The following is a 21,149-nucleotide window of genomic DNA, read 5'->3' as shown; positions in this document are numbered from 1 at the left end:
GCGGGGTGGGCGATTCCACTTGCGGTGTGCTCGGGCTGGCCATCACTTGTCCTGTTTCTTGAGCAGCAGGATCGTGGCGCCCAGAATCACGGGCACGGCGATGAGCATCGGCCAGAAGGCGTTGCCGAGATCGCCGAAGCCGAGCGCCTTGTTGAAGACGCCCCGGCTGATGATCAGCATGTAAGTCGCCGGATAGATCTCGCCGATGAACCGGCCCGAGCCCTCCATCGACGGCACCGGCGTGATCATCCCGGAGAACTGGATCGCCGGAATCATCGTGCCGATCATCGTGAAGAACAGGGCCGCGATCTGGCTGCGGGTAAAGGTGGACGCGAGCAGGCCAATGCCGGTGGCGACCACGTTGAAAATGAAGACGGCGGTGATCAGCGTCAAGAAGCTCCCCTTGATGGGAACGCCGAACAGCGTCACGGCGATCAGCGCCATGAGCAGGAAGTTGAGCATCGCGAGCGCGACATACGGAATCTGCTTGCCGATCAGGAATTCCGTGCGCGTGACGGGCGTGACGTACAGGTTCAGGATCGACCCCAGCTCCTTCTCGCGCACGACGGACAGCGCGGTGAGCATGGCGGGCAGCATGAGCAGGAGCAGCGGGATCACGGCCGGGACCATCGCCGGCAGACTCTTGACGTCGGGGTTGTAGCGATAGCGTGTCTCGATGTCGAGCGACGCCGTGGGCCTCACGCCGAGCCGTCGCAACGACTGATCGGCCAGCCAGTTCTGATGCATCCCCTGCACGTAGCCTTGCACGGTTTCCGCACGCATCGGCATGGCGCCGTCGATCCAGGCACCGATCTGCACGGCTTTGCCGCGCGAGACGTCGCGCGCAAAGCCCGGCGGGATTTCGATCGCCAGCGCCAGTTCGCCGTCGCGTAGCCGACGGTCCATGTCGTCGTAATCGGTGATAGGCGGTTGTTCGATGAAGTAACGCGAGCCGGCGATGTTCAGCGCGTAGTTCTGGCTCAGGGTTGTCTGGTCGCGATCGAGCACGGCGTAACGCAGGTCTTCCACGTCCATGCTGATGCCGTAGCCCATTACCAGCATGAGCACGAGCGAGCCGACGAGCGCGAGCGTGGCGCGCACCGGGTCTCGCTGCAACTCCAGCGTCTCGCGCCAGAGGTAGCTGATCATGCGGCTGAGCGAGAACCCCTTGTGTTTCGCGTGTGCCGCTTCGACCGGCGGGGCTTCCGATTTGGGCGTCTCCGGCGCTTCGGGCGTTCCGCCGCCCGCTTCCACGAGGTATTCGATGAACGCTTGTTCGAGTGTGCCGGCACCCTTGTCTCGCGTGATCTTCGCGGGCGGATCGGAAACGAGTACACGGCCGGCGTGCATCAGCGAGATGCGGTCGCAACGGTCGGCCTCGTTCATGAAGTGGGTGGAGATGAAGATCGTCACACGGTCACGACGTGAGAGCTCGACCAGCAGACGCCAGAAGTTGTCGCGCGCCACCGGATCGACGCCCGAGGTCGGCTCGTCGAGAATCAGCAGTTCGGGCTTGTGCACCATCGCGACCGCGAGCGACAGGCGCTGGCGCATGCCGAGCGGAATGCTGTCGGGCAGCGAGCTCACGACCTCCGCGAGATCGAAGCGCTGCACCATCTCCGCGACACGCGATTCGACCTCCGCTTCCGGCACGTGGAACAGACGCGCATGCAGCACGAGGTTCTGGTGCACCGTCAGTTCGGTATAGAGCGAGAACGCCTGCGACATGTAGCCCACGCGGCGCCGGGTGTCGATGTCCTTCGGATCGACCTCGTGCCCGAACAGCCACGCTTGCCCTTCGCTGGCCTGAAGCAGGCCGGTGAGCATCTTCATCGTGGTCGACTTGCCGCAGCCGTTCGAGCCGAGGAAGCCGAAGATCTCGCCGCGACGAATGCGGAAGTCCACGTGATCGACGGCGACGAAATCGCCGAAGCGCATCGTCAGCCCCCTGGCTTCGATGGCGATCTCCGTGTGTTCGTCGATGTGCAGCGGCGGGATCACGACCGGCTCGTAGCCGCGCTTCTTCTCGTCTGGCAGCAGGTCGATGAAGGCCGCTTCGAGGTTGTCGCGTCCGGTGCGCTCAAGCAGTTGGGCCGGCGTGCCGGTGGCGAGCACCTTGCCCGCGTCCATGGCGACGAGCCAGTCAAAGCGCTGCGCTTCGTCCATGTACGCCGTGGCGACGATCACGCTCATGCCCGGCCGTTCGCGCCGGATGCGCGCGATCAGATCCCAGAATTGCGCGCGGGCGAGCGGGTCCACGCCGGTGGTGGGCTCGTCGAGAATCAGCAGGTCCGGGTCGTGGATCAGCGCGCAGCACAGGCCGAGCTTTTGCTTCATGCCGCCCGAGAGCTTGCCCGCCGGACGATCAAGGAACGGGTGAAGTCCGGTGCTGCGTGTGAGGTCGTCGATGCGACGGCGTCGCTCGGCGGCGTCGTGACCGAACAAACGCGCGAAGAATTGCAGGTTTTCTTCGACGGAGAGCGTCGGATAGAGGTTCTTGCCCAGTCCCTGCGGCATGTAGGCGATGCGCGGACACACGAGGTCGCGGTGCGCCTTGCTCGCCATGTCGCCGCCCAACGCCTCGACGGCACCCGTCTGCACGGCACGCGCGCCGGCGATCAGCGAGAGCAGCGTCGACTTGCCGACACCGTCCGGCCCGATCAGGCCGACCATGCAGTTCGCCGGAATGTCGATCGAGACGTTGTCGAGCGCGATCGTCTTGCGGCCATACGTCAGCGTGACGTCGACCACATGCACGACAGGCGGCGCGGCGTTGCGATCGGGAGGAGGGGAGGTCGCCGTCATGATGCGGGACTCACTGCGGTAGCTTCGTCTGCAACTGGGCCGGCCATTCGGCCTTGCTGTCGGTTTTGACCCATGCCACACCGGGCAGGCCGGTCTTCACGAGCTTCAGATGCTGTTGCAGTAATTCGGGTGCGATCTGCGCGCGCACGCGGAACATCAGCTTCTGACGCTCGCTCTCCGTCTCGACCGTCTTCGGCGTGAATTGCGCCGTGCTGGAGACGAACGAGATGCTGGCCGGGATCACGAACTGCGGTGCGGCGTCGAGCACGATGCGGGCCTCGGCGCCCATTGCGAGGCGGCCTGCGACGGCTTCGGGCAGGAAGAACGTCATGTACACATCCGACAGGTCGACGAGGTTGAGCACTTTGCCGCCAGCAGCGAGCACCTCCCCCGGTTGCGCGACGCGATACTGCACGCGCCCGTCGCGCGGGGCTTTCAGTTCGCTGTCGGTGATGTCGGCCTCGATGCGGTTGATGGTGGCCTGCGCGGCCTCGACCGTCGACTTCGAACCGGTGACCTGCGCGTTGGCCGCTTCGACGGCCGATTGCGCGGCGGCGACTTGCGCGCGAGCGGCCGTTACGGCCGCGCGAGTGCTGCGCACGCGGGCGCGATCGTCGTCCAGTTCCTGCACCGATGAGGCGCCTTCTTTCGAGAGCGTTTCCGAGCGGGAGAGACGTCGCTGGGCGGCGTCGAGTTCGGCTTCGCGTGCGGCGACGTTGGCCTCGGCGGTGGCTTTGTCCGACAGGCGCGCGGCGGCCTGAGCCTGAATCGCCGCGACGTTGGTCACGGCCTGTTGATACTGGGCGCGGGCTTCGTCGCGTTGCGCGGAGAGCGTGTCGATCTGCATCTTGGCGAGCACCTGACCGGCCTTCACGAAGTCACCCTCGCGCACGTAGATGGCTTCGACGCGCCCAGCCATCTTCGTCGCGATATCGACTTCGGTCGCTTCGATGCGACCGTTGCCGCTGGCGAAACCGTCGCCGGGGCCGGTGTTGCTGTACGTCTTCCATCCGTACCATGCCAGCCCGATCACGACGAGCACGATCAGGGCGGGAATCAGTTTTTTGGTATTGGGAAGCGTCATGTTCTGTGACCTCTTGAATTTATTGGACGGTCTGTGTCGGCGCTGTCGCGGGCGATGCTGGCAATACCGGCGCGACCGGCTCGATCACCCGTGGCGTGCGGGCGAACGCACCACCAGGGGTGTCGGCCGCGGGCATGAGGCGGCTGCCGCCGCCGAGCGCCGTGTACAGCGACACGCGCGCGGAGAGCAAGGCGCGGCGCGTCTGGACCGTTTGTTGTTCGATGGCGAGGAGATCGCGTTGCGCGTCGAGCACTTCGAGGAAGGCTGCGGCGCCGTGGTCGTAGCGCAGCTTGGCAAGACGTGCGCGTTCGGCCTGCGCGTCCTGCGTCGCTTGCAGAATCGTGACCTGATCGGCCAGCCAGCGACGTGCGCTCAGTGCGTCGGCCACATCGCGGAACGCGCCCTGAATCGTCTTCTCGTAGTTCGCGACCGATTCGACCCGGCGCGCTTCGGCCAGATCGAGGTTGTTCACGAGACGTCCGCCCTGAAAGATCGGGATGTTGATGCTCGGGGTGAATGTCCACGCGGCGCTGCCGGCCTTGAACAGACCGTCGAGGGCACTGCTGGCGGTGCCGACGGAGCCGGTCAGCGTGATCTGCGGGAAGAACGCTGCGCGCGCGGCGCCGATGTTCGCGTGTGCGGCGCGCAACTGATACTCGGCCGCAATGATGTCCGGGCGGTCTTCCAGCAACGACGACGGCAAGCCGGGTTCCAGATCGCGCATCAGGCTGGCATCGTCGGCCATGCGGTCGAGCGCTTGCGGCGAGGTGTCGATCGGCACGCCGACGAGTACCTGCAAAGCGTGCGCCTGCGTGGCGCGTTGCTGTTCGAGTTGCGTCACCAGCGCGCGTGCCTGCTGCCAGAGCGTGGTGACTTCGGTGAGATCGAGCTTCGATGTCGAGCCGACTTGCTCGCGTCGCGTGAAAATCCGCAGCGACTCTGCGCGGCTGTCCACGGTCTGTTGCGCGAGCGCAATACGTTCGTCGAATTCACGCAGACTCAGCCACGTTTGCGCCACTTGTGAGATCAGACTCAGTTCGAGCGCGCGGCGAGAGGCATCGGACGCCAGATAATCATCGAGCGCCGCATCCTTGAGGTTGCGGATGCGGCCCCAGAAGTCGAGCTCCCATGTCGATAGACCAAGGCCGACCTGATACTGACTGCTGATGTAGGAATTGCCGGTGAGGCTCAGATCGCCGGGCAGACGCTGACGTGTGCCACTGGCGCCGACGCCCAATGCAGGAAAGAGATCGGCGCGCTGAATGCCATACACCGCACGAGACTGCTCGACGCGGGCGAGTGCCACGCGCAGATCGCGGTTGTTGGCGAGCGCGGTGTCGATGAGGCTGCGTAGCTGTGGATCGGCAAAATACTCACGCCAGTCGAGCGCGGATGCGGGTTGTGCGGTAGCGGTGGCGGGAGAGGCGCTGACATCCGGTGTCCACACATTGGGGACAGGGGCGGCAGGGCGCTCGTAAGTGGGCGCCATCGATAGACAGCCGCTCAGTACCGTGACAGTCAGCACGGCCGCGACGGTCACAGGCCTGATGAGCCTGACGGACCTGATGGACGTTGGGGGCATCGCAAGGATATTCGCGACGCCGGAACGCATACGTGGATTGCATGGTTTCGCCATAGAAGCTTTGACCTCCCGACGGACACCTAACTATATCTTGGGTGACGTCAATCGGCGTATACCGGAGGAGACGAAAAAAGCGAACGGTTGTGCTAAATCAAGAAAGGCCCCGAATCGACTAGAGCATCGACTCGGGGCCTTTCATGATGTGGCATGGTTCGCTGGCAATCCACGTGAGGCGATTGCGCTCTAAACCGCAATGCGCTTCACATTGGTGCAATGGTGCGTCTGTCGTCAAAGGACAACGACGCACCGTGTGGATCAGTACTCGGCGTCGAGTCCGTCCTGCACCTGTTCGGCGGCGCGCAGCACGGCGCGGGCCTTGTTTTCCGTCTCTTGCCATTCGGATTCGGGCACCGAGTCGGCAACGATACCGGCAGCGGCTTGCACATAGAGGTTGCCGTCCTTGACGACGCCGGTGCGAATCGCGATCGCCACGTCCATTTCCCCACCGAACGACAGATAACCGACGGCACCGCCGTACAGGCCGCGCTTGACCGGTTCGAGTTCGTCGATCAGCTCCATGGCGCGAACCTTCGGTGCGCCGGTGAGCGTGCCGGCCGGGAAGGTGGCACGCAGCACGTCGATGTTCGACAGGCCGGGTTGCAGGCGACCTTCGACCGAGCTGACGATGTGCTGCACGTGCGAGTACTTCTCGATGATCATCTTGTCGGTGACTTCGACGGTGCCGGTCTGTGCGATGCGGCCCACGTCGTTGCGCGCCAGATCGATCAGCATCACGTGCTCGGCAATTTCCTTCGGATCGCCAAGCAATTCCTTCGCCAGCTCTGCGTCGCGCTCCGGCGTGGCGCCGCGCGGACGCGTACCGGCCAGCGGACGAATCGTCACGATTTCATGCTCGCCGTCCGGCGTCTGACGACGCTCCTGACGCACGAGGATCTCCGGCGACGCGCCCACGACCTGGAAATCGCCGAAGTTGTAGAAGTACATGTACGGCGACGGATTGAGCGAGCGCAGCGCGCGGTAGAGCGAGAGCGGGGCGTCGCGATACGGCTTGATGAGACGCTGGCCGACCTGCACCTGCATCAGTTCGCCGGCCTCGATGGCTTCCTTGGCCTTGGCGACGGCAGCCAGATAGTCCGGCTTCGCGAATTCGCGGAAGGTTTCGGTGCGCACGCTGCCCGAGGTGACCGGGGCGTCGACCGGTGCTTTCAGGCGGGCGCGCAGTTCGCGCAGACGCAGACGCGCCTTCGAATAGGCTTCCGGCTGCGTGGGGTCGGCGTAGATGATGAGGTAGAGCTTGCCGGTGAGGTTGTCGATCACGGCGAGTTCTTCCGTGAGCAGCAACTGGATGTCCGGCAGGTTCAGATCGTCGCGCGGCGTGGTGTGCGCGAGCTTCTTCTCAATGTAGCGCACGGCGTCGTAGCCGAAGTAGCCGGCGAGGCCACCGCAGAAACGCGGCATGCCCGGGCGCAGCGCGACCTTGAAACGCGCCTGGAACGCGGTGATGAATTCGAGCGGGTCGCCTTCGTGTGTCTCGACGACGGTGCCGTCGCGCACGACTTCGGTCTTCGGGCCGAAGCTGCGCAGCAACGTGTGGGCCGACAGGCCGATGAACGAGTAGCGGCCGAAGCGTTCACCGCCGACGACGGATTCGAGCAGGAAGGTGTTGGCCCCGCGGCGATCGCCCAGCGCGAGCTTCAGATAGAGCGAGAGCGGCGTGTCGAGATCGGCAAAGGCTTCTGCGATCAGCGGAATGCGGTTAAAGCCTTGGTTGGCCAGCGATTTGAATTCGAGTTCGGTCATGTTGCACTCTGCCTGCAAGTTGGTTGCCGGCGGGCGGTCCCGCAGAATCGGCGTGGATTGGCGTTGAGAATACCTGAGTCATGTCGGGGGTGGATGTGCTGACCCACGTCGGGCCGCAGCAAGCGCGCGCACCCGGAGGCGACGGCGACCCTGCGTCTCGACGAATCCGCACGCCATCCGAGACGGCGCGCCGATATATGACTTCTTGGGAACAACAACGATGCAAGAAACGGGTTGCTGAAGACGAACTCCAGCGGTCCCGGCCACCCCTTTGGGAAGGGTTCAGCAGGACCAGCGTCGCCAGGGCCAGGCCCCCCGGTCGATCACGCTAAGACTCCGTTTCTTGTTCAGGAACATTGCGTTTGAATGCAGTGTGGATGACGGCGAATTCAGTTCGCCAGTGTGGACGTCGCCTTGGGCAGGATCGCCCGGGCAGCGCCCAGAATTGAGGCGACTATACCATCCGTGTCGATCGTTTGTATAGATTCGCCATGGTTGTAGCCGTAGGGCACGGTGAGCGAGCGGCAGCCCGCGGCGCGGGCGGCCTGGGCGTCGTTGCCCGAGTCGCCGACGAGCACCGTTTGCGCCGGCGTCACGCCGAACGCTTCGCAGGCTTTGACGAGCGGCATCGGGTCAGGCTTGCGCTTGGGCCACGAGTCGCCGCCGTACACCAGATCGAACTGATCGGTGAGACCGTAGTGTTCGAGCAATGCCACGGCGAAGCGATGCTGCTTGTTGGTGATGCACGCGACCGGCAAGCCCGCTTCACGCAAGGCGGCGAGGCCTTCGCGCACTTCCGGGTAGAGCACCGTGTTCTCGCCGTTGACCGACGTATAGACAGCTTCGTACTTGTCCTGCGCGCGATCGAACAGCGCGTCGATCTCGCTTTCGGGGAAGCGCTCGGCCAGCGTCTTGCGCACCAGATTGGCGGTGCCCTTGCCCACGAACGTCATCAGGCGCTCGACCGGCACCGGTTCGGCGCCGAGGTCGGCCAGCATGGCGTTCAACGCCACACCGAAGTCGCCTGCCGTATCGACGAGCGTGCCGTCGAGGTCGATCAGCACCGCGCGGATGCCGTCCAGTTGAAGATGCGGGTTCTGGATCATGCGACGCTCGCGAGTTGGGCGCGCATCTGGTCGATGACCGCCTTGTAGTCGGGTTTGCCGAAGATGGCAGAACCGGCCACGAACGTGTCGGCACCGGCGGCAGCGATTTCCGCGATGTTGTCGACCTTCACGCCGCCGTCGATTTCCAGACGGATCTCGCGGCCGGTCTCGGCGGTATAAGCGTCGATACGGGCACGCACGGCGCGCAGCTTATTGAGCGCTTCCGGAATGAATGACTGGCCGCCGAAACCCGGGTTGACGGACATGATCAGCACCATGTCGAGACGGTCCATCACGTGATCCAGGTAGTGCAGCGGGGTGCCCGGGTTGAAGACGAGACCGGCCTTGCAGCCGTTGTCGCGAATCAGGCTGAGCGTGCGGTCCACGTGTTCCGAGGCTTCCGGGTGGAACGTAATGAGGTTTGCGCCGGCCTTGGCGAAGTCGGGCACGATGCGGTCGACCGGGCGCACCATCAGGTGCACGTCGATGGGCACGTCCACGTGCGGGCGGATCGCCTCGCAGACCATCGGGCCGATCGTCAGGTTGGGAACGTAATGGTTGTCCATCACGTCGAAGTGAATCCAGTCGGCGCCTGCCGCCACGACGTTACGGACTTCTTCGCCCAGCCGGGCAAAGTCGGCGGACAGGATGCTGGGGGCGATACAGAATTGCGTCATGGCAGGGGCAAGGGGAAAGCGTCAAAAGCGTTATTTTAAAGCTTTCACATGACGCCTGCCCGCAGTCTGTCGGATTGACCCGGTGGCAAGCCTTTCCGTCTTCCCGCGCGCGCACCTGACGGCGCTGTGTCGCTGATGTCGTCCGGGCGTCGGAATACCGCATGCCGCCAGCGATTCCGGGGCCGTTTGCCGGTTGCGACCTGGGGCGACTTGCCGCAGAATGCCTTGCAAAACGGGACAACGTTTGTGTTTTACGCCTGTCACCATGCCGGAGCGCGCCGTGATCCCGCCAGTCTCGGGCCGGGCGCCGACCATTAACAGACCAGAAAGACATCAGAGAGCCAGCATGCGCTACAGGAACATCCGATGAGCCAGTACGAATTTACCGTGACCGTGCGCCCGCAATACCTCCCGGAACAATCGGAACCGGACCGGCGGCAGTTTGCGTTCGCCTACACGATCACGATCCGCAACAGCGGCGAGGTGCCGGCGCAGTTGATTTCGCGCCATTGGGTGATTACCGACGGCGACAACAAGGTGCAGGAAGTGAACGGGCTGGGTGTCGTCGGTCATCAACCGTTCCTTCAGCCCGGCGAGCAGTTCGAGTACACGAGCTGGGCGATGGTTGCCACCCCGGTGGGCACCATGCGTGGCGAATACTTCTGTGTGGCCGAAGACGGCACGCGCTTCGAAGCGCCGATCGCCGAATTTGCGCTCACCATGCCGCGCACGCTGCATTGAGCCCGGGCATGCGCGTAACGCCGGAAGGTCAGCGCCGGTCGTCCGACCAGTCTTCCCGTTTGAGCGGATCGTCGGCGGCCTCCGGCTGCCGCGCATCGGAACCGTCGACCGGAGGGGTCGGATCGACGGTGTCGCTCGGCATCGGGCGGATCGCGCGCATATGGCGGACACGGCGCGTGGGCGACGGCTTGCGTCGCATGATGACGATAGCGGCGACGATCACGATCGCCAGCAACACCTCCGGCAAGACCAGCAACGCCGGATATTCATCGAACAGATTACTCATGACGCTCTTCCTGAATGTGTTCGGGCGGTGGCGCGCCGGCCGGGGCCTGGCGCTCGCCGCGTTTGCCGCATTGCTCTATGGTTGTTCGAGTGTGCCTCCGTCGACCCCGTCGCGTCCAGGGGTTCCGCCGTCGAATGTGGCAACGCCGCCGTCGGGGGCGGGACGCATGCAGGCCGTCGCTTGGGGCGACGTCGACGGCTGGCAGGATGACTCCCTGATCGGCGCTCGTCTGGCGCTTGCGCAAACCTGCGTGAAACTCGGCCGCCAGACCAAGTGGCAACCGGCCTGTCGCGCGTCGGAACAGCTTGACGACCTCGATGCCGCGTCGGTGCGTCAGTTCTTCGAACAGTACTTTACGCCGTTCCGTATCGCGAACTCCGACGGCACGCAGACAGGCCTGATCACCGGTTACTACGAGCCGCTGCTGCATGGCTCGCGCGTGCGTAGCGGCATTTACCAGACACCGCTCTACAAATGGCCCGCCGGGCGCAAGGCCGGATCGTTGCCCGCGCGTTCGGAGTTGATGCGCAGCGGCATGTTGCGCGGATACGAGCTGGTTTATGTGGACGACCCCATCGAGGCGTTCTTCCTGCAAGTGCAGGGCTCGGGGCAGGTGTTGCTCGACGATGGCACCGTCATGCGCGTGGGCTACGCCGGCAACAACGATCAGCCGTACAAGTCGATTGGCCGCTGGCTGATCGATCGTGGCGAGATCACGGCTGCGCAAGCGACGATGCAGGGCATTCGCGCATGGGCGCGTGCCAATCCGTCGCGCGTCGATGCGCTGCTCGACGTAAATCCGCGCTTCGTCTTCTTCCGCGAGATGCCGAACCACGGTGTCGGCGGTATCGAGGGGCCGATCGGCGCGTTGGGCGTGCCGCTCACGGCGGAACGCTCGATTGCCGTCGATCCGGCGTCGATTCCGCTGGGCAGCCCGGTGTTTCTGTCGACGACCCGCCCGCCGTTCGGGCCGCAAGCCAATTCACCGATCAACCGTCTGATGTTCGCGCAGGACACGGGTAGCGCGATCAAAGGCGGCGTGCGCGCCGACTTCTTCTGGGGGCTGGGCGACGACGCCGGCGATCTGGCCGGACGCATGCGTCAGAGCGGCAAGATGTGGGTGTTCTTGCCGAACCAGTAACACCTCGGCGAAACGTCGGCATCCGGTGAAAAGCGCGATCGCAGTGTCTTCCTGCGGTCGCGCTTTTTTGTTCGTGTCGCGCGCCGCGAATTGCCTCAACGTCGTATTGCGCGCGACTGCACACGAGATTTTCGGTTTTGTCTGGTGACGCTGGCGACCGGGCCGCCGCCGATCAGTTGAGGTTTCGTTACGCGTTCATGCGCCGCAGCGAAGGTGCGCCCGAATGAGGTGTGGCATCGAACGCCGGTAATGCGCGATGTTTCCCGTCCGACCGCTGTTCTTTTCAGGCAACACAGGCTCGCATCGAGGCTTTCGAGTCATGGAGAAAGCGTCAACAATTCGACGTCGGCTGCGGTGAGCCCGGCGTTACCGGAGTTACCGGAGTGAGTCCCGGCAGGCCCGGTCCGCATGACCGATCCCCCTTGCTCGTATTGAATCCGTCATCCGTTCTCCCGCTCCCCGAAATGTCTGCGCAAAATCCCCCCGAAACTCCCCGTCACAATGTTGACGCCCATGCCGTGTCGCTGCCCTCGCTGTCGGGGAAAGTGGCGTTCATCACCGGAGGCGGCCGAGGTATCGGGGCGGCCATCGCCCGTCGCTTCGCGCGCGAGGGTGCTGCGGTTTGTATTACTTATGTGACGTCGGCCCAGGAGGCGGCAGCGCTGGTCGCCGACATCGAGCGCGAGGGCGGTCGGGCGATGGCGTTGCAGGCGGAAGGCGCCGACATGCTGGCGATCCAGACCGCGATTCGCACCGCAGCGGAGCACTTCGGCAAGATCGACGTTCTGGTGAACAATGCTGGCATGTTGCACGTCGATACCATCGACAAATTCCCTGTCGAAACGATGCAGCGCATGCTGGCCGTGAATGTCGCGGGCGTATTCGTCGCGATTCAGGAGTCGGTGCGCTTCATGCCCGACGGCGGGCGTGTGATCAATATCGGCAGCATTACCAGCGACTACGTGCCGATCGCCGGTGCGAGCGTGTACGCCACGACCAAAGGCGCCCTGGCGAGCATGACGCGCGCGTTGGCACGAGACCTCGGCACGCGAGGCATCACCGTCAACAACATTCAGCCCGGTCGAATCGACACCGACATGAATCCCGCCGATGGTCCGATGGCCGGACGCCTCAGCGCGTCCATCGCGTTGGGACACTATGGCGAAGTGGAGGACGTGGCGTCGCTGGCCGCGTTTCTCGCCGGGCCCGAGGCCAAGTTCATTACCGGCGCGAACATGAAGGTCGATGGCGGCACGAGCCTCTGACGTCGACGATGTTGCGGCGTCGGGTGAGCGTTGACGTCGCGAACGGGCCGGATACGAAAGAAAAAGCCCGCGAATTCGCGGGCTTTTTCATGCAGCGGCTCAGCGTGTGGCTGTGGCTCAGCGCGGACGCTTGTCCACCACCCGACGCGCCTTGCCCACCGAACGCTCGATGCCACCGACGGGCTTCACGCGCACGGCGCACGACACGCCGATGAGCGTCTTGATGTCGCGCTTAAGTTCGCTGCCGGCCGATTGCAACGCTGCGGCGTCGTCGCAGCCGACGGCGGCTTCGACATCCACGGCCATCGTATCCATCGGGCCTTCCTTGTCCAGAATGATCTGGTAGTGCGGGGAGAGCACCGGCTGACGCAGCAGCAGCTCTTCGATTTGCGAGGGGAAGACGTTCACGCCGCGAATGATCATCATGTCGTCCGAGCGGCCGGTGATCTTCTCCATGCGACGCATCGTGCGCGCCGTACCCGGCAGCAGACGCGTGAGATCGCGCGTGCGGTAGCGGATGATCGGCAGCGCTTCCTTCGTGAGCGAGGTGAACACCAGTTCGCCGAATTCGCCGTCGGGCAGCACTTCGCCGGTCTCCGGATCGATGATTTCGGGATAGAAATGATCTTCCCAGATGGTCGGGCCGTCTTTCGTCTCGGCGCATTCGCACGCCACGCCCGGGCCCATCACTTCGGACAGACCGTAGATGTCGACGGCGTCGATGCCCATGCGCTTCTCGATGGCCGTGCGCATGTCGTTCGTCCACGGCTCCGCGCCGAAGATGCCGATGCGCAGCGACGACTCGGCCGCCACGATGCCCTGACGCTCAAGCTCGTCCGCAATCGCGAGCATGTAGCTCGGCGTGACCATGATGATGTCCGGCTTGAAGTCCTGAATCAGCTGGACCTGCTTCTCGGTCTGACCGCCACCGAACGGAATGACCGTCAGGCCCGCGCGCTCGGCGCCGTAATGCGCCCCGAGACCGCCCGTGAACAGTCCGTAACCGTAGCTGATGTGCACCTTGTCGCCGCGACGCGCGCCCGAAGCGCGGATCGAGCGGGCGACCAGGTCGGCCCATGTGCTGATGTCGTTGGCGGTGTAGCCCACGACCGTCGGCTTGCCCGTCGTACCCGAGGACGCATGCACACGCGAGACCTGCTCCATCGGCACCGCGAACATGCCGAAGGGATAGCTGTCGCGCAGATCCTTCTTCGTCGTGAACGGGAACTTGGCCAGGTCGGCCAGCGAAGTCAGATCGTCCGGATGGACGCCGGCTTCTTCGAACTTCCGGCGGTACACCGGCGAGTTCTCATAGGCATGCCGCAACGTCGTCTTCAGACGGTCGAGCTGAAGGGCGCGCAGTTCGTCGAGGCTCGCTTTCTCGATCGGCTCGAGCGGCAGGGCGGTGGTCATGACTGTCTCCTTGGGTCTTGCTTCTTACGCTTGTTACGTTTGGCTTGTTACGGTTGTTTCCCGCATGTCCGTGCCCGGACGCGCGTGTTGCCGGGCATATCAGACAACGCTGCCCTTGATCTGTGCGGACTTGCCGCGGAACATCGCCACCACTTCGCCGGCATTGTTCGTCAAACGGATGTCGTAAATGCCGTGGCGCCCCGAGAGCACCTGCTCCTGCGCTTCGGCGGTGAGCGTGTCGCCGCCCGACACCGGTTTGAGGAACTCGATGCTGCAACCGGCAGCGACGGTAACGACGTTGTAGCTGTTACACGCGAACGCGAAGGTCGAATCCGCCAGCGTGAACATCAGACCGCCGTGGCAAATGGCATGGCCGTTGAGGAATTCGTCGCGAATGCGCATCGTCATGCGGGCATAGCCCGGACGCACTTCCTGCAACTCCATGCCCAGCCACTGGCTTGCGCGGTCGGTGCTGTACATGGCCACGCCCGTGGCGTGGGCAAGTTCTTCCGGGGTCATCTCGCTGACGGCCTTGGCGGCAGTGGAGGTCTGGCTCATCGGGGGCTCCTCGTTGTCTCTTGTCTTGTTATGTCGTCGGTCTCTCGCGCAGCGCGTGGTTTTGGCATCTGATGTGCGTCGTCGCTGCGTTGTTCTGCTTTTTCCTTGGTCCTGCTTTCGGGGCGTGTTGCGTGCCGGGCGTTGCCTGTCAGGTGCTGCGATCAGCGCCCTTCGAACTTCGGTGCACGCTTTTCCAGAAATGCGTTCACGCCTTCCGCGTAGTCGTAGGACGCCCCCAGCGAGCGCTGCCCATCACGTTCGAGGTCGAGTTGCTGGTCGAGCGTGTTGGTCGTCGACGCGTAGAGCGCGTGCTTGATGGTCGCGAGCGCCTTCGTGGGTTGCGTGGCCAGTTGCGTGGCGAGCTTCTGGGCTTCGGGCAGCAGGGCGTCGTCGTCGACGCAGCGCCAGATCAGACCCCACTGCTCGGCTTGCTCGGCCGAGAGCTTGTCGCCGAGCATGGCCAGCCCCATCGCGCGGGCCATGCCGATGCGTTGCGGCAGGAACCACGTGCCGCCGGTGTCGGGCACGAGGCCGATCTTCACGAATGCCTGAATGAAGTTGACGGAGGCCCCGGCGAGCACGATGTCGCACGCGAGCGCCAGATTCGCGCCCGCGCCGGCGGCGATACCGTTCACGGCCGCGATCACCGGCATCGGCAGGGCGCGCAGCTTGCGCACGAGCGGGTTGAAGTTCTCGTCGATCAGCGCGCCGAGATCCGTCGAGGCGCCCGGCGTGAAGTCCAGATCCGCCAGGTCCTGACCGGCGCAGAAGCCGCGTCCGGCACCCGTGAGCACGATGGCGCGGGCGCCTTGGGATTGCGCGGCGTCGAGGGCGTCGCGCAGTTCCGCATGCATTTGCCGCGTGAAGCTGTTGAGCTTCTCGGGACGGTTGAGCGTGATCGTCGCGACGTTGTCTTTGAGCGTCAGTTGAACCGTGGCGGTGGTCGTCATGGCGGGGGCTTCCTCCGGGGATATGGGATCAGACGCGTTCGATGGCGATGGCGATACCTTGCCCCACGCCGATGCACATCGTGCACAGCGCGAAGCGTCCGCCGGTGCGGTGCAACTGATACATCGCCGTGGTCACCAGACGAGCGCCCGACGCGCCCAGCGGGTGGCCCAGCGCGATCGCGCCGCCGTTCGGGTTCACGCGCGCATCGTCGTCGGCAATGCCGAGTTGACGCAGCACGGCCAACCCCTGGCTGGCGAAGGCTTCGTTCAGTTCGATGACGTCGAACTGGTCAAGCGTCATGTTCAGTTGCTTGAGCAGCTTGAGCGTGGCCGGGGCCGGGCCGATGCCCATGATGCGCGGGGCGACGCCGGCCGTGGCCATGCCGAGCACGCGGGCACGCGGGGTAAGACCGTGCAGCTTGGCGGCGCTTTCGCTCGCGAGCAGCAGCGCGCACGAGCCGTCGTTCACGCCCGAAGCGTTGCCTGCGGTGACCGTGCCATCCGGGCGGACCACGCCCTTGAGCTTGCCTAGCGCTTCCATGCTCGTGGCACGCGGGTGCTCGTCATGCTCGACCACGATCGCATCGCCCTTCTTCTGGGCGATGGACACCGGCGTGATTTCCTGAGCGAGCGTGCCGTCGGCCTGCGCGCGGGCAGCCTTTTCCTGACTGCGCAGCGCGAAACGATCCTGATCTTCGCGGTTGATCTTGAAGTCGTCCGCCACGTTCTCGGCCGTCTCCGGCATCGAGTCCACGCCGTACTGCGCCTTCATCAGCGGGTTGATGAAACGCCAGCCGATGGTCGTGTCGAAGATCGCGGCCTGACGCGAGAACGCGCTGTCGGCCTTGCCCATCACGAACGGCGCGCGCGTCATCGACTCTACGCCGCCGGCGATCATCAGACCGGCTTCGCCTGCCTTGATGGCACGCGCGGCGGTGCCGATGGCGTCCATGCCCGAGCCGCACAGGCGGTTGAGCGTGGCGCCCGGCACGTCGATCGGCAGCTCGGCGAGCAGCGAGGCCATGCGGGCGACGTTGCGGTTGTCTTCACCTGCCTGATTCGCGCAGCCGTAGATGACGTCGTCGATCAGCGTCCAGTCCACGTTCGGGTTGCGCGCCATCAGCGCCTTGAGGGGAATCGCCCCGAGGTTGTCGGCGCGCACGTCTTTCAGTGCACCGCCGTAACGGCCGATGGGGGTGCGGATCGCGTCGCAGATGAAGGCTTCTGTCATGGTGTCTCTTTCCTGTCTTGGCTTTTTGGGCGGGAAGGTCGCTGCCGTCGTCGGGCGGCGCGCAGGCCGCATTGCGACGATGGGGACGACGGGCGACGGTGAGTGACTATGGTAGTGACTTACCGTCGCGCTGGCGTGAGGAGATTCCCGTCCTCTCTCTATATATAGATGTGACTTAAGACTTGATCAGACTCAAGCGGCGCTGGCTTCGGACCTGGCCGGCACGTGGTGACGGCTTTGCACGACGCGGAAACGGTTCGCAACGAAAGCGGCGTCCGCCAGACTGGCGTTCGCAGCCGGGTTGCCGCCCGTGCCGTGGTAGTCGGAGTAGGCCGCCGACTGGTTGACGAACACGCCGCCGGTCAGGTTGAGCGACAGCGCGACACGGCCTTCGATGGCGGCGTCGAGCGCCTGGGCTTCGCCTTCTGCGGTCGTGGTGTAAGCCGACAGCGTGAGGGCGCCGTGCTCGGCGGCGGTGCGTCCGGCCAGAGCAAAGGCTTGCGCGCTGTTGTCGACGGCGATCACGAACGTGACCGGGCCGAACCATTCGCGGGTGTAGGTGGCTTCGTCGGCGACATCGAGCGCCACGATCAGCGGGGTGCGCACGCGGGCGTCGGCGAAGGCCGGGTGTTGGAGCGTCTGGCTGTCGAGCACCACGCGGCCGACCTTGCGGGCTTCGTCGATACGGGCGAGCACGCCTTCGTTCTGGATCGCGCCGAGCAGCTCGACGGCCTTGGCCGGGTCGCTGCACGTCTTTTGCACGCTGCCGGCAATGGCGGCGACGACTTCGTCGAACGACACGTTGCCGTCCGGCGTCTGAATGCCGTCACGCGGAATGTAGATGTTCTGGGGTGCGGTGCACATCTGGCCCGAATACAGCGCGAGCGAGAAGCCGATGTTGCGGGCCATGCCCTTCAGATCGTCCGTCGAATCGATCACGATCTGGTTCACGCCGGCCTTCTCGGTGTAGACCTGCGCCTGACGGGCGTTGGTTTCGAGCCAGTCGCCGTTGGCGGTGCTGCCGGTGAAGTCGATCACGCGCACTTCGCCGCGCTTGGCCAGTTGCTGGACGATCTCGCCGTCGTTCGGATTGGTAGCGGCGAGCGTGACGACGTCAGGATCGAAACCGGCGTCCTTCAAAACGTCACGCGCGATCTTCACGGTGATGGCGAGCGGCAGGATGGCGCCCGGGTGCGGCTTGACGATTACGGCATTGCCGGTCGCGAGGCTGGCGAACAGGCCGGGGTAGCCGTTCCACGTCGGGAACGTGCAGCAGCCGAGCACCAGCGCCACGCCGCGCGGCACGACGGTGTAACGCTTTTCCATCGCCAGTGCCGGATTCTTGCCCTGCGGCTTTTCCCAGTAGGCGTTCGCCGGGATGCGGCGCAGTTCGTCCCAGGCGTAGGCCACGGCTTCGAGGCCGCGATCCTGTGCGTGCGGGCCGCCGGCCTGGAAGGCCATCATGAACGCCTGACCGGTCGTGTGCATCACGGCGTTGGCCATCTCGAAGCTGCGGGCGTTCAGGCGCTTGAGGATTTCGAGCGAGACGCCGACCCAGGCGTCCGGGGTGGCAGCGCGCCACGACTTGTGGGCGTCGCTCACGCGGGCGAGCAGGGTGTCGATCTCGAAACCGGGATAGGTGGTGCCGAGCGCGAAGCCGAACGGCGAGACTTCCTGGCCTGCGCTGCCCGTGCTGCCGCGCTGTTCCAGCGGGAAAGCAGCGTTCAGATATTGTTTGAAGGCGGCTTCGCCGTCGGCTGGGGCCGTCTCGCCATAAGCACGCGGGCTCGGCATTTCCGTGAACGGGCTCCAGTAACCACGCGTGGCGATGGCCTGAAGGGCGCGCTCGAGAGTCTCTTGGTGTTTGGCGAAGAGGGGATGAGTCATGGTCGTGGATCTGTCCGTGTCGGGATGCGGCTGGCGGATTCGCTGTCTGTGCCTGCGGGCAAGTTTGTGGCTCGCGCGGCAAGACGCAGGGGACGGCACCGGTTCGTCTCAATCATGTTTCTCGTCAACATTAATTGACCGACCGGTTGGTTTGTTAATATAGCACCAAATCTTCCGGGCGTGGCGCACGATGACGCCGGGTTTTCCCCGACGGCTGGGCGCGCGGGAGAACGGCAACAGGAAAGGGAGGGCGACGAGTCGGTCGGCGGCCTTCTATATATAGGAATGTTCCGAGCCCTTGCGCGCTATATCCCTGCCGGGATGATGTCTTGACGTGCGCTGCGGTGGCCGATCTGCGTGGCGGAATGACTGATGCGTGGCCTGGGGATCGATGGCATCATGCCTAACCACTGCAGTCGACGCCCGGCAGGCTGCCAACCCTGGCCCGCCGTGTGCGGCGCAGCGCCGTTGCGAACCAATGGCGTGTCCATCGCCTTAACCGTTTTCGGCGGTTGTCCGCGTGCGATGTCTTCGTGCCCGGACAAGCGCCTGCCCCCCGAACCACAAGACGAGACTTTGACTGGAGGAGTAAGAGGATGACGTACGAGAACATTCTGGTGGAGACGCGCGGCCGCGTCGGTCTGATCACGCTGAATCGTCCGAAAGCGCTCAATGCGCTGAACGATGCGCTGATGGATGAACTGGGCGCCGCGCTCACCGCATTCGATGCGGACGAGGCCATCGGTTGCATGGTGATCACCGGGAGCGAGAAGGCGTTCGCCGCAGGGGCGGACATCGGCATGATGTCGAAGTACACCTTCGCCGACGTTTTCAAGGGCGACTACATCACGCGTAACTGGGAGACGGTGCGCCGCATCCGTAAGCCGGTGATTGCTGCCGTGTCGGGTTTTGCGCTCGGCGGCGGGTGCGAGCTGGCGATGATGTGCGACTTCATCATCGCGGCCGACAACGCGAAATTCGGCCAGCCGGAAATCAAGCTCGGTGTGATTCCGGGCGCGGGCGGCACACAGCGTCTGACGCGCGCGGTGTCGAAGGCCAAGGCGATGGACATGTGCCTGACGGCGCGCTTCATGGATGCCGCCGAAGCCGAGCGTGCGGGCCTTGTGTCGCGCATCGTGCCGTTCGAGAAGCTGCTCGACGAGGCGATCGGTGCGGCCAACACCATCTGCGAATTCTCGCTGCCGGTCGTCATGGCGGCCAAGGAATCCGTCAACCGCGCGTTCGAATCGACGCTCGACGAGGGCGTGCAATTCGAGCGCCGGATGTTCCATTCGCTGTTTGCGCTGGAAGATCAGAAGGAAGGCATGGCAGCGTTCGTGGAGAAGCGCAAGCCGGTTTTCAAGCATCGTTGAAACTGTTGTGAAAAGCCGGGACGGCCTGCTGAGAGGCGGTCGTCCTATGATAGTCTGCCGGTTTTTTCAGCAAGGGACGAAACGATGTCGATGAAACGACGTGCATTTGCGCTGGCCCTGGTGGTGGCCTCGGGGCTGCTGTTGAGTGCCTGCGGGAAGAAGGAAGAAACGGCTGCGGGCCGTTCTGTCGGGCCGGATGGCTCGCAACCTGTGTACGTCGTCGGCTCGGACGCCGCTTATGCGCCGTTCGAATATGAAACCGATAATCGCCAGATCGCCGGCTTCGATATCGATGTGATGAAGGCTGTCGCCGACAAGGCGGGCATCTCCATTCGATTCATCAATACGCCGTTCGAGGGCATCTTCAATTCGCTCGTGCAGGGCGATCGCGACATCCTCATTTCGGCGATCACGATTACGGATGAGCGCAGCAAGCAGATGGACTTCTCGACGCCTTACTTCGAGGCGTCGCAGCTGATCGCCGTGCCGTCGAACTCGACGGTGCAGAAATTCGACGATCTGAAGTCGCTGAAGGTCGGCGTGCAAACGGCGACGACGGGCGACGAAGTGGTTCAGAAGCTGATGGGCAAGAATAATCCGTCGGTGAAGCGCTTCGAAGGCACGCCGCTGGCCATGAAGGAGCTGGAAGCTGGTGGCGTGGATGCGGTGGTCGCAGATAACGGTGTCGTGGTGAACTTCATTGCGAATAATCCGAATGCCAAGCTGCGCACGGTCGCGGACAGCAACTTCCCGAAGGAGTATTACGGCATCGCCGTTCGCAAGGGTGATGCGGAACTGCTTGCCAAGATCAACAAGGGCATCGAGGCGGTCAAGACCGACGGCACCTACGATGCGATCTACGAGCGTTACTTCGGTAAGAAGAAGTCCTGATTTCAGGCGCGACACGGCACCGGAAGGTGCCGTGTGAAATGAAAAAGCCCCGTCGCGACGGGGCTTTTTCATGGGTTTTCAAATTATTTTCACAAAGGGGTTGCCAAGGTTCGGGGTTTTCACTAATATCTCGTCTCTCGCAACGACAGCGACGCAGCGAAAGCAGCGACGAAGTTGAAGCGACGGGCTGCAAAGCCCGGTGGTTAGTGGTTTTGGAGCTTGTGAGTCGCTGCGGCGACGAACGAAAAGAGCGAAAAAAACTGTTGACGACGACGAGAAGCTGCGACATAATCTCACTTCTCTGCTGCTGATGCAGCGACGCAGAAAACGAAGCGACG

The 21,149-nt window shown here is 64.1% G+C and carries 17 protein-coding genes; 5 read left to right on the top strand and 12 right to left on the bottom strand.

What is annotated here, in order from left to right; all coding sequences use genetic code 11:
• Positions 1-42: 42 nt before the first annotated feature.
• The 6 genes from rbbA to rpe all read right to left on the bottom strand — a co-directional run bounded on the left by rbbA (position 43) and on the right by rpe (position 9,075).
• Positions 43-2,805, bottom strand: coding sequence for a ribosome-associated ATPase/putative transporter RbbA (rbbA, locus tag C5N93_RS07515; protein WP_242558804.1), 2,763 nt, complete (start codon positions 2,803-2,805; stop codon positions 43-45).
• 10 nt (positions 2,806-2,815) lie between these two features.
• A complete protein-coding gene (locus C5N93_RS07510; protein WP_069343499.1) occupies positions 2,816-3,889 on the bottom strand; it encodes an efflux RND transporter periplasmic adaptor subunit in 1,074 nt (357 codons plus the stop codon).
• Between the two features lie 19 nt (positions 3,890-3,908).
• Entirely contained in the window at positions 3,909-5,471 is a 1,563-nt protein-coding gene (locus tag C5N93_RS07505; RefSeq protein ID WP_277990241.1) for an efflux transporter outer membrane subunit, read from the bottom strand.
• 315 nt (positions 5,472-5,786) lie between these two features.
• On the bottom strand, positions 5,787-7,292 hold the full coding sequence (trpE, locus tag C5N93_RS07500; protein ID WP_069343500.1) for an anthranilate synthase component I: 1,506 nt from the start codon (positions 7,290-7,292) through the stop codon (positions 5,787-5,789).
• Between the two features lie 389 nt (positions 7,293-7,681).
• Positions 7,682-8,398, bottom strand: coding sequence for a phosphoglycolate phosphatase (locus C5N93_RS07495; RefSeq protein WP_242558803.1), 717 nt, complete (start codon positions 8,396-8,398; stop codon positions 7,682-7,684).
• Positions 8,395-9,075, bottom strand: a complete 681-nt coding sequence (gene rpe / locus C5N93_RS07490) for a ribulose-phosphate 3-epimerase (RefSeq protein WP_010808649.1) — start codon at positions 9,073-9,075, stop codon at positions 8,395-8,397. Before rpe ends, C5N93_RS07495 begins: the two co-directional genes overlap by 4 nt.
• Before the next feature lie 366 nt (positions 9,076-9,441).
• Here rpe and apaG point away from each other — a divergent pair, with 366 nt between their 5' ends.
• Positions 9,442-9,816, top strand: a complete 375-nt coding sequence (apaG, locus tag C5N93_RS07485) for a Co2+/Mg2+ efflux protein ApaG (protein WP_039393382.1) — start codon at positions 9,442-9,444, stop codon at positions 9,814-9,816.
• Between the two features lie 28 nt (positions 9,817-9,844).
• Here apaG and C5N93_RS07480 read toward each other — a convergent pair whose 3' ends face one another.
• Positions 9,845-10,102, bottom strand: coding sequence for a hypothetical protein (locus C5N93_RS07480; RefSeq protein ID WP_242558853.1), 258 nt, complete (start codon positions 10,100-10,102; stop codon positions 9,845-9,847).
• Here C5N93_RS07480 and C5N93_RS07475 point away from each other — a divergent pair.
• Both C5N93_RS07475 and C5N93_RS07470 read left to right on the top strand, forming a co-directional pair.
• Entirely contained in the window at positions 10,014-11,243 is a 1,230-nt protein-coding gene (locus C5N93_RS07475) for an MltA domain-containing protein (protein ID WP_242558802.1), read from the top strand. The genes C5N93_RS07480 and C5N93_RS07475 overlap by 89 nt on opposite strands.
• 518 nt (positions 11,244-11,761) lie before the next feature.
• A complete protein-coding gene (locus C5N93_RS07470) occupies positions 11,762-12,508 on the top strand; it encodes an SDR family oxidoreductase (protein WP_347403296.1) in 747 nt (248 codons plus the stop codon).
• Positions 12,509-12,625: 117 nt separating this feature from the next.
• Here the strand turns inward: C5N93_RS07470 and paaK are convergent, their stop codons facing one another.
• From paaK to paaN, 5 genes are all read right to left on the bottom strand, one after another.
• The gene (gene paaK, locus C5N93_RS07465; RefSeq protein ID WP_069343504.1) at positions 12,626-13,921 is read right to left on the bottom strand and encodes a phenylacetate--CoA ligase PaaK; all 1,296 of its coding nucleotides are present in this window, start codon (positions 13,919-13,921) and stop codon (positions 12,626-12,628) included.
• A gap of 99 nt (positions 13,922-14,020) precedes the next feature.
• On the bottom strand, positions 14,021-14,440 hold the full coding sequence (gene paaI, locus C5N93_RS07460; RefSeq protein WP_069343520.1) for a hydroxyphenylacetyl-CoA thioesterase PaaI: 420 nt from the start codon (positions 14,438-14,440) through the stop codon (positions 14,021-14,023).
• Between the two features lie 200 nt (positions 14,441-14,640).
• Positions 14,641-15,429, bottom strand: a complete 789-nt coding sequence (paaG, locus tag C5N93_RS07455; RefSeq protein WP_242558801.1) for a 2-(1,2-epoxy-1,2-dihydrophenyl)acetyl-CoA isomerase PaaG — start codon at positions 15,427-15,429, stop codon at positions 14,641-14,643.
• Between the two features lie 28 nt (positions 15,430-15,457).
• Positions 15,458-16,660 carry a 3-oxoadipyl-CoA thiolase gene (gene pcaF, locus C5N93_RS07450; RefSeq protein WP_242558800.1) on the bottom strand — a complete coding sequence of 401 codons (1,203 nt, stop codon included), beginning with the start codon at positions 16,658-16,660 and terminating at the stop codon, positions 15,458-15,460.
• A 192-nt stretch (positions 16,661-16,852) separates the two neighbouring features.
• Positions 16,853-18,547 carry a phenylacetic acid degradation protein PaaN gene (paaN, locus tag C5N93_RS07445; protein ID WP_242558799.1) on the bottom strand — a complete coding sequence of 565 codons (1,695 nt, stop codon included), beginning with the start codon at positions 18,545-18,547 and terminating at the stop codon, positions 16,853-16,855.
• A 596-nt stretch (positions 18,548-19,143) separates the two neighbouring features.
• On the opposite strand from paaN, the gene C5N93_RS07440 reads away from it, so the two are divergent.
• Positions 19,144-19,920 (top strand): enoyl-CoA hydratase, encoded by a 777-nt coding sequence (locus tag C5N93_RS07440; RefSeq protein WP_069343508.1) that lies wholly within the window; start codon positions 19,144-19,146, stop codon positions 19,918-19,920.
• A gap of 84 nt (positions 19,921-20,004) precedes the next feature.
• Positions 20,005-20,811, top strand: a complete 807-nt coding sequence (locus C5N93_RS07435; protein ID WP_069343509.1) for a basic amino acid ABC transporter substrate-binding protein — start codon at positions 20,005-20,007, stop codon at positions 20,809-20,811.
• Positions 20,812-21,149 lie beyond the last annotated feature (338 nt).

Source organism: Pandoraea sp. LA3, assembly GCF_022696215.1.
Taxonomy (GTDB): domain Bacteria; phylum Pseudomonadota; class Gammaproteobacteria; order Burkholderiales; family Burkholderiaceae; genus Pandoraea; species Pandoraea capi.
Note: the sequence above shows the minus strand (reverse complement) of the source record. Positions and strands in the feature narration are given on the sequence as shown.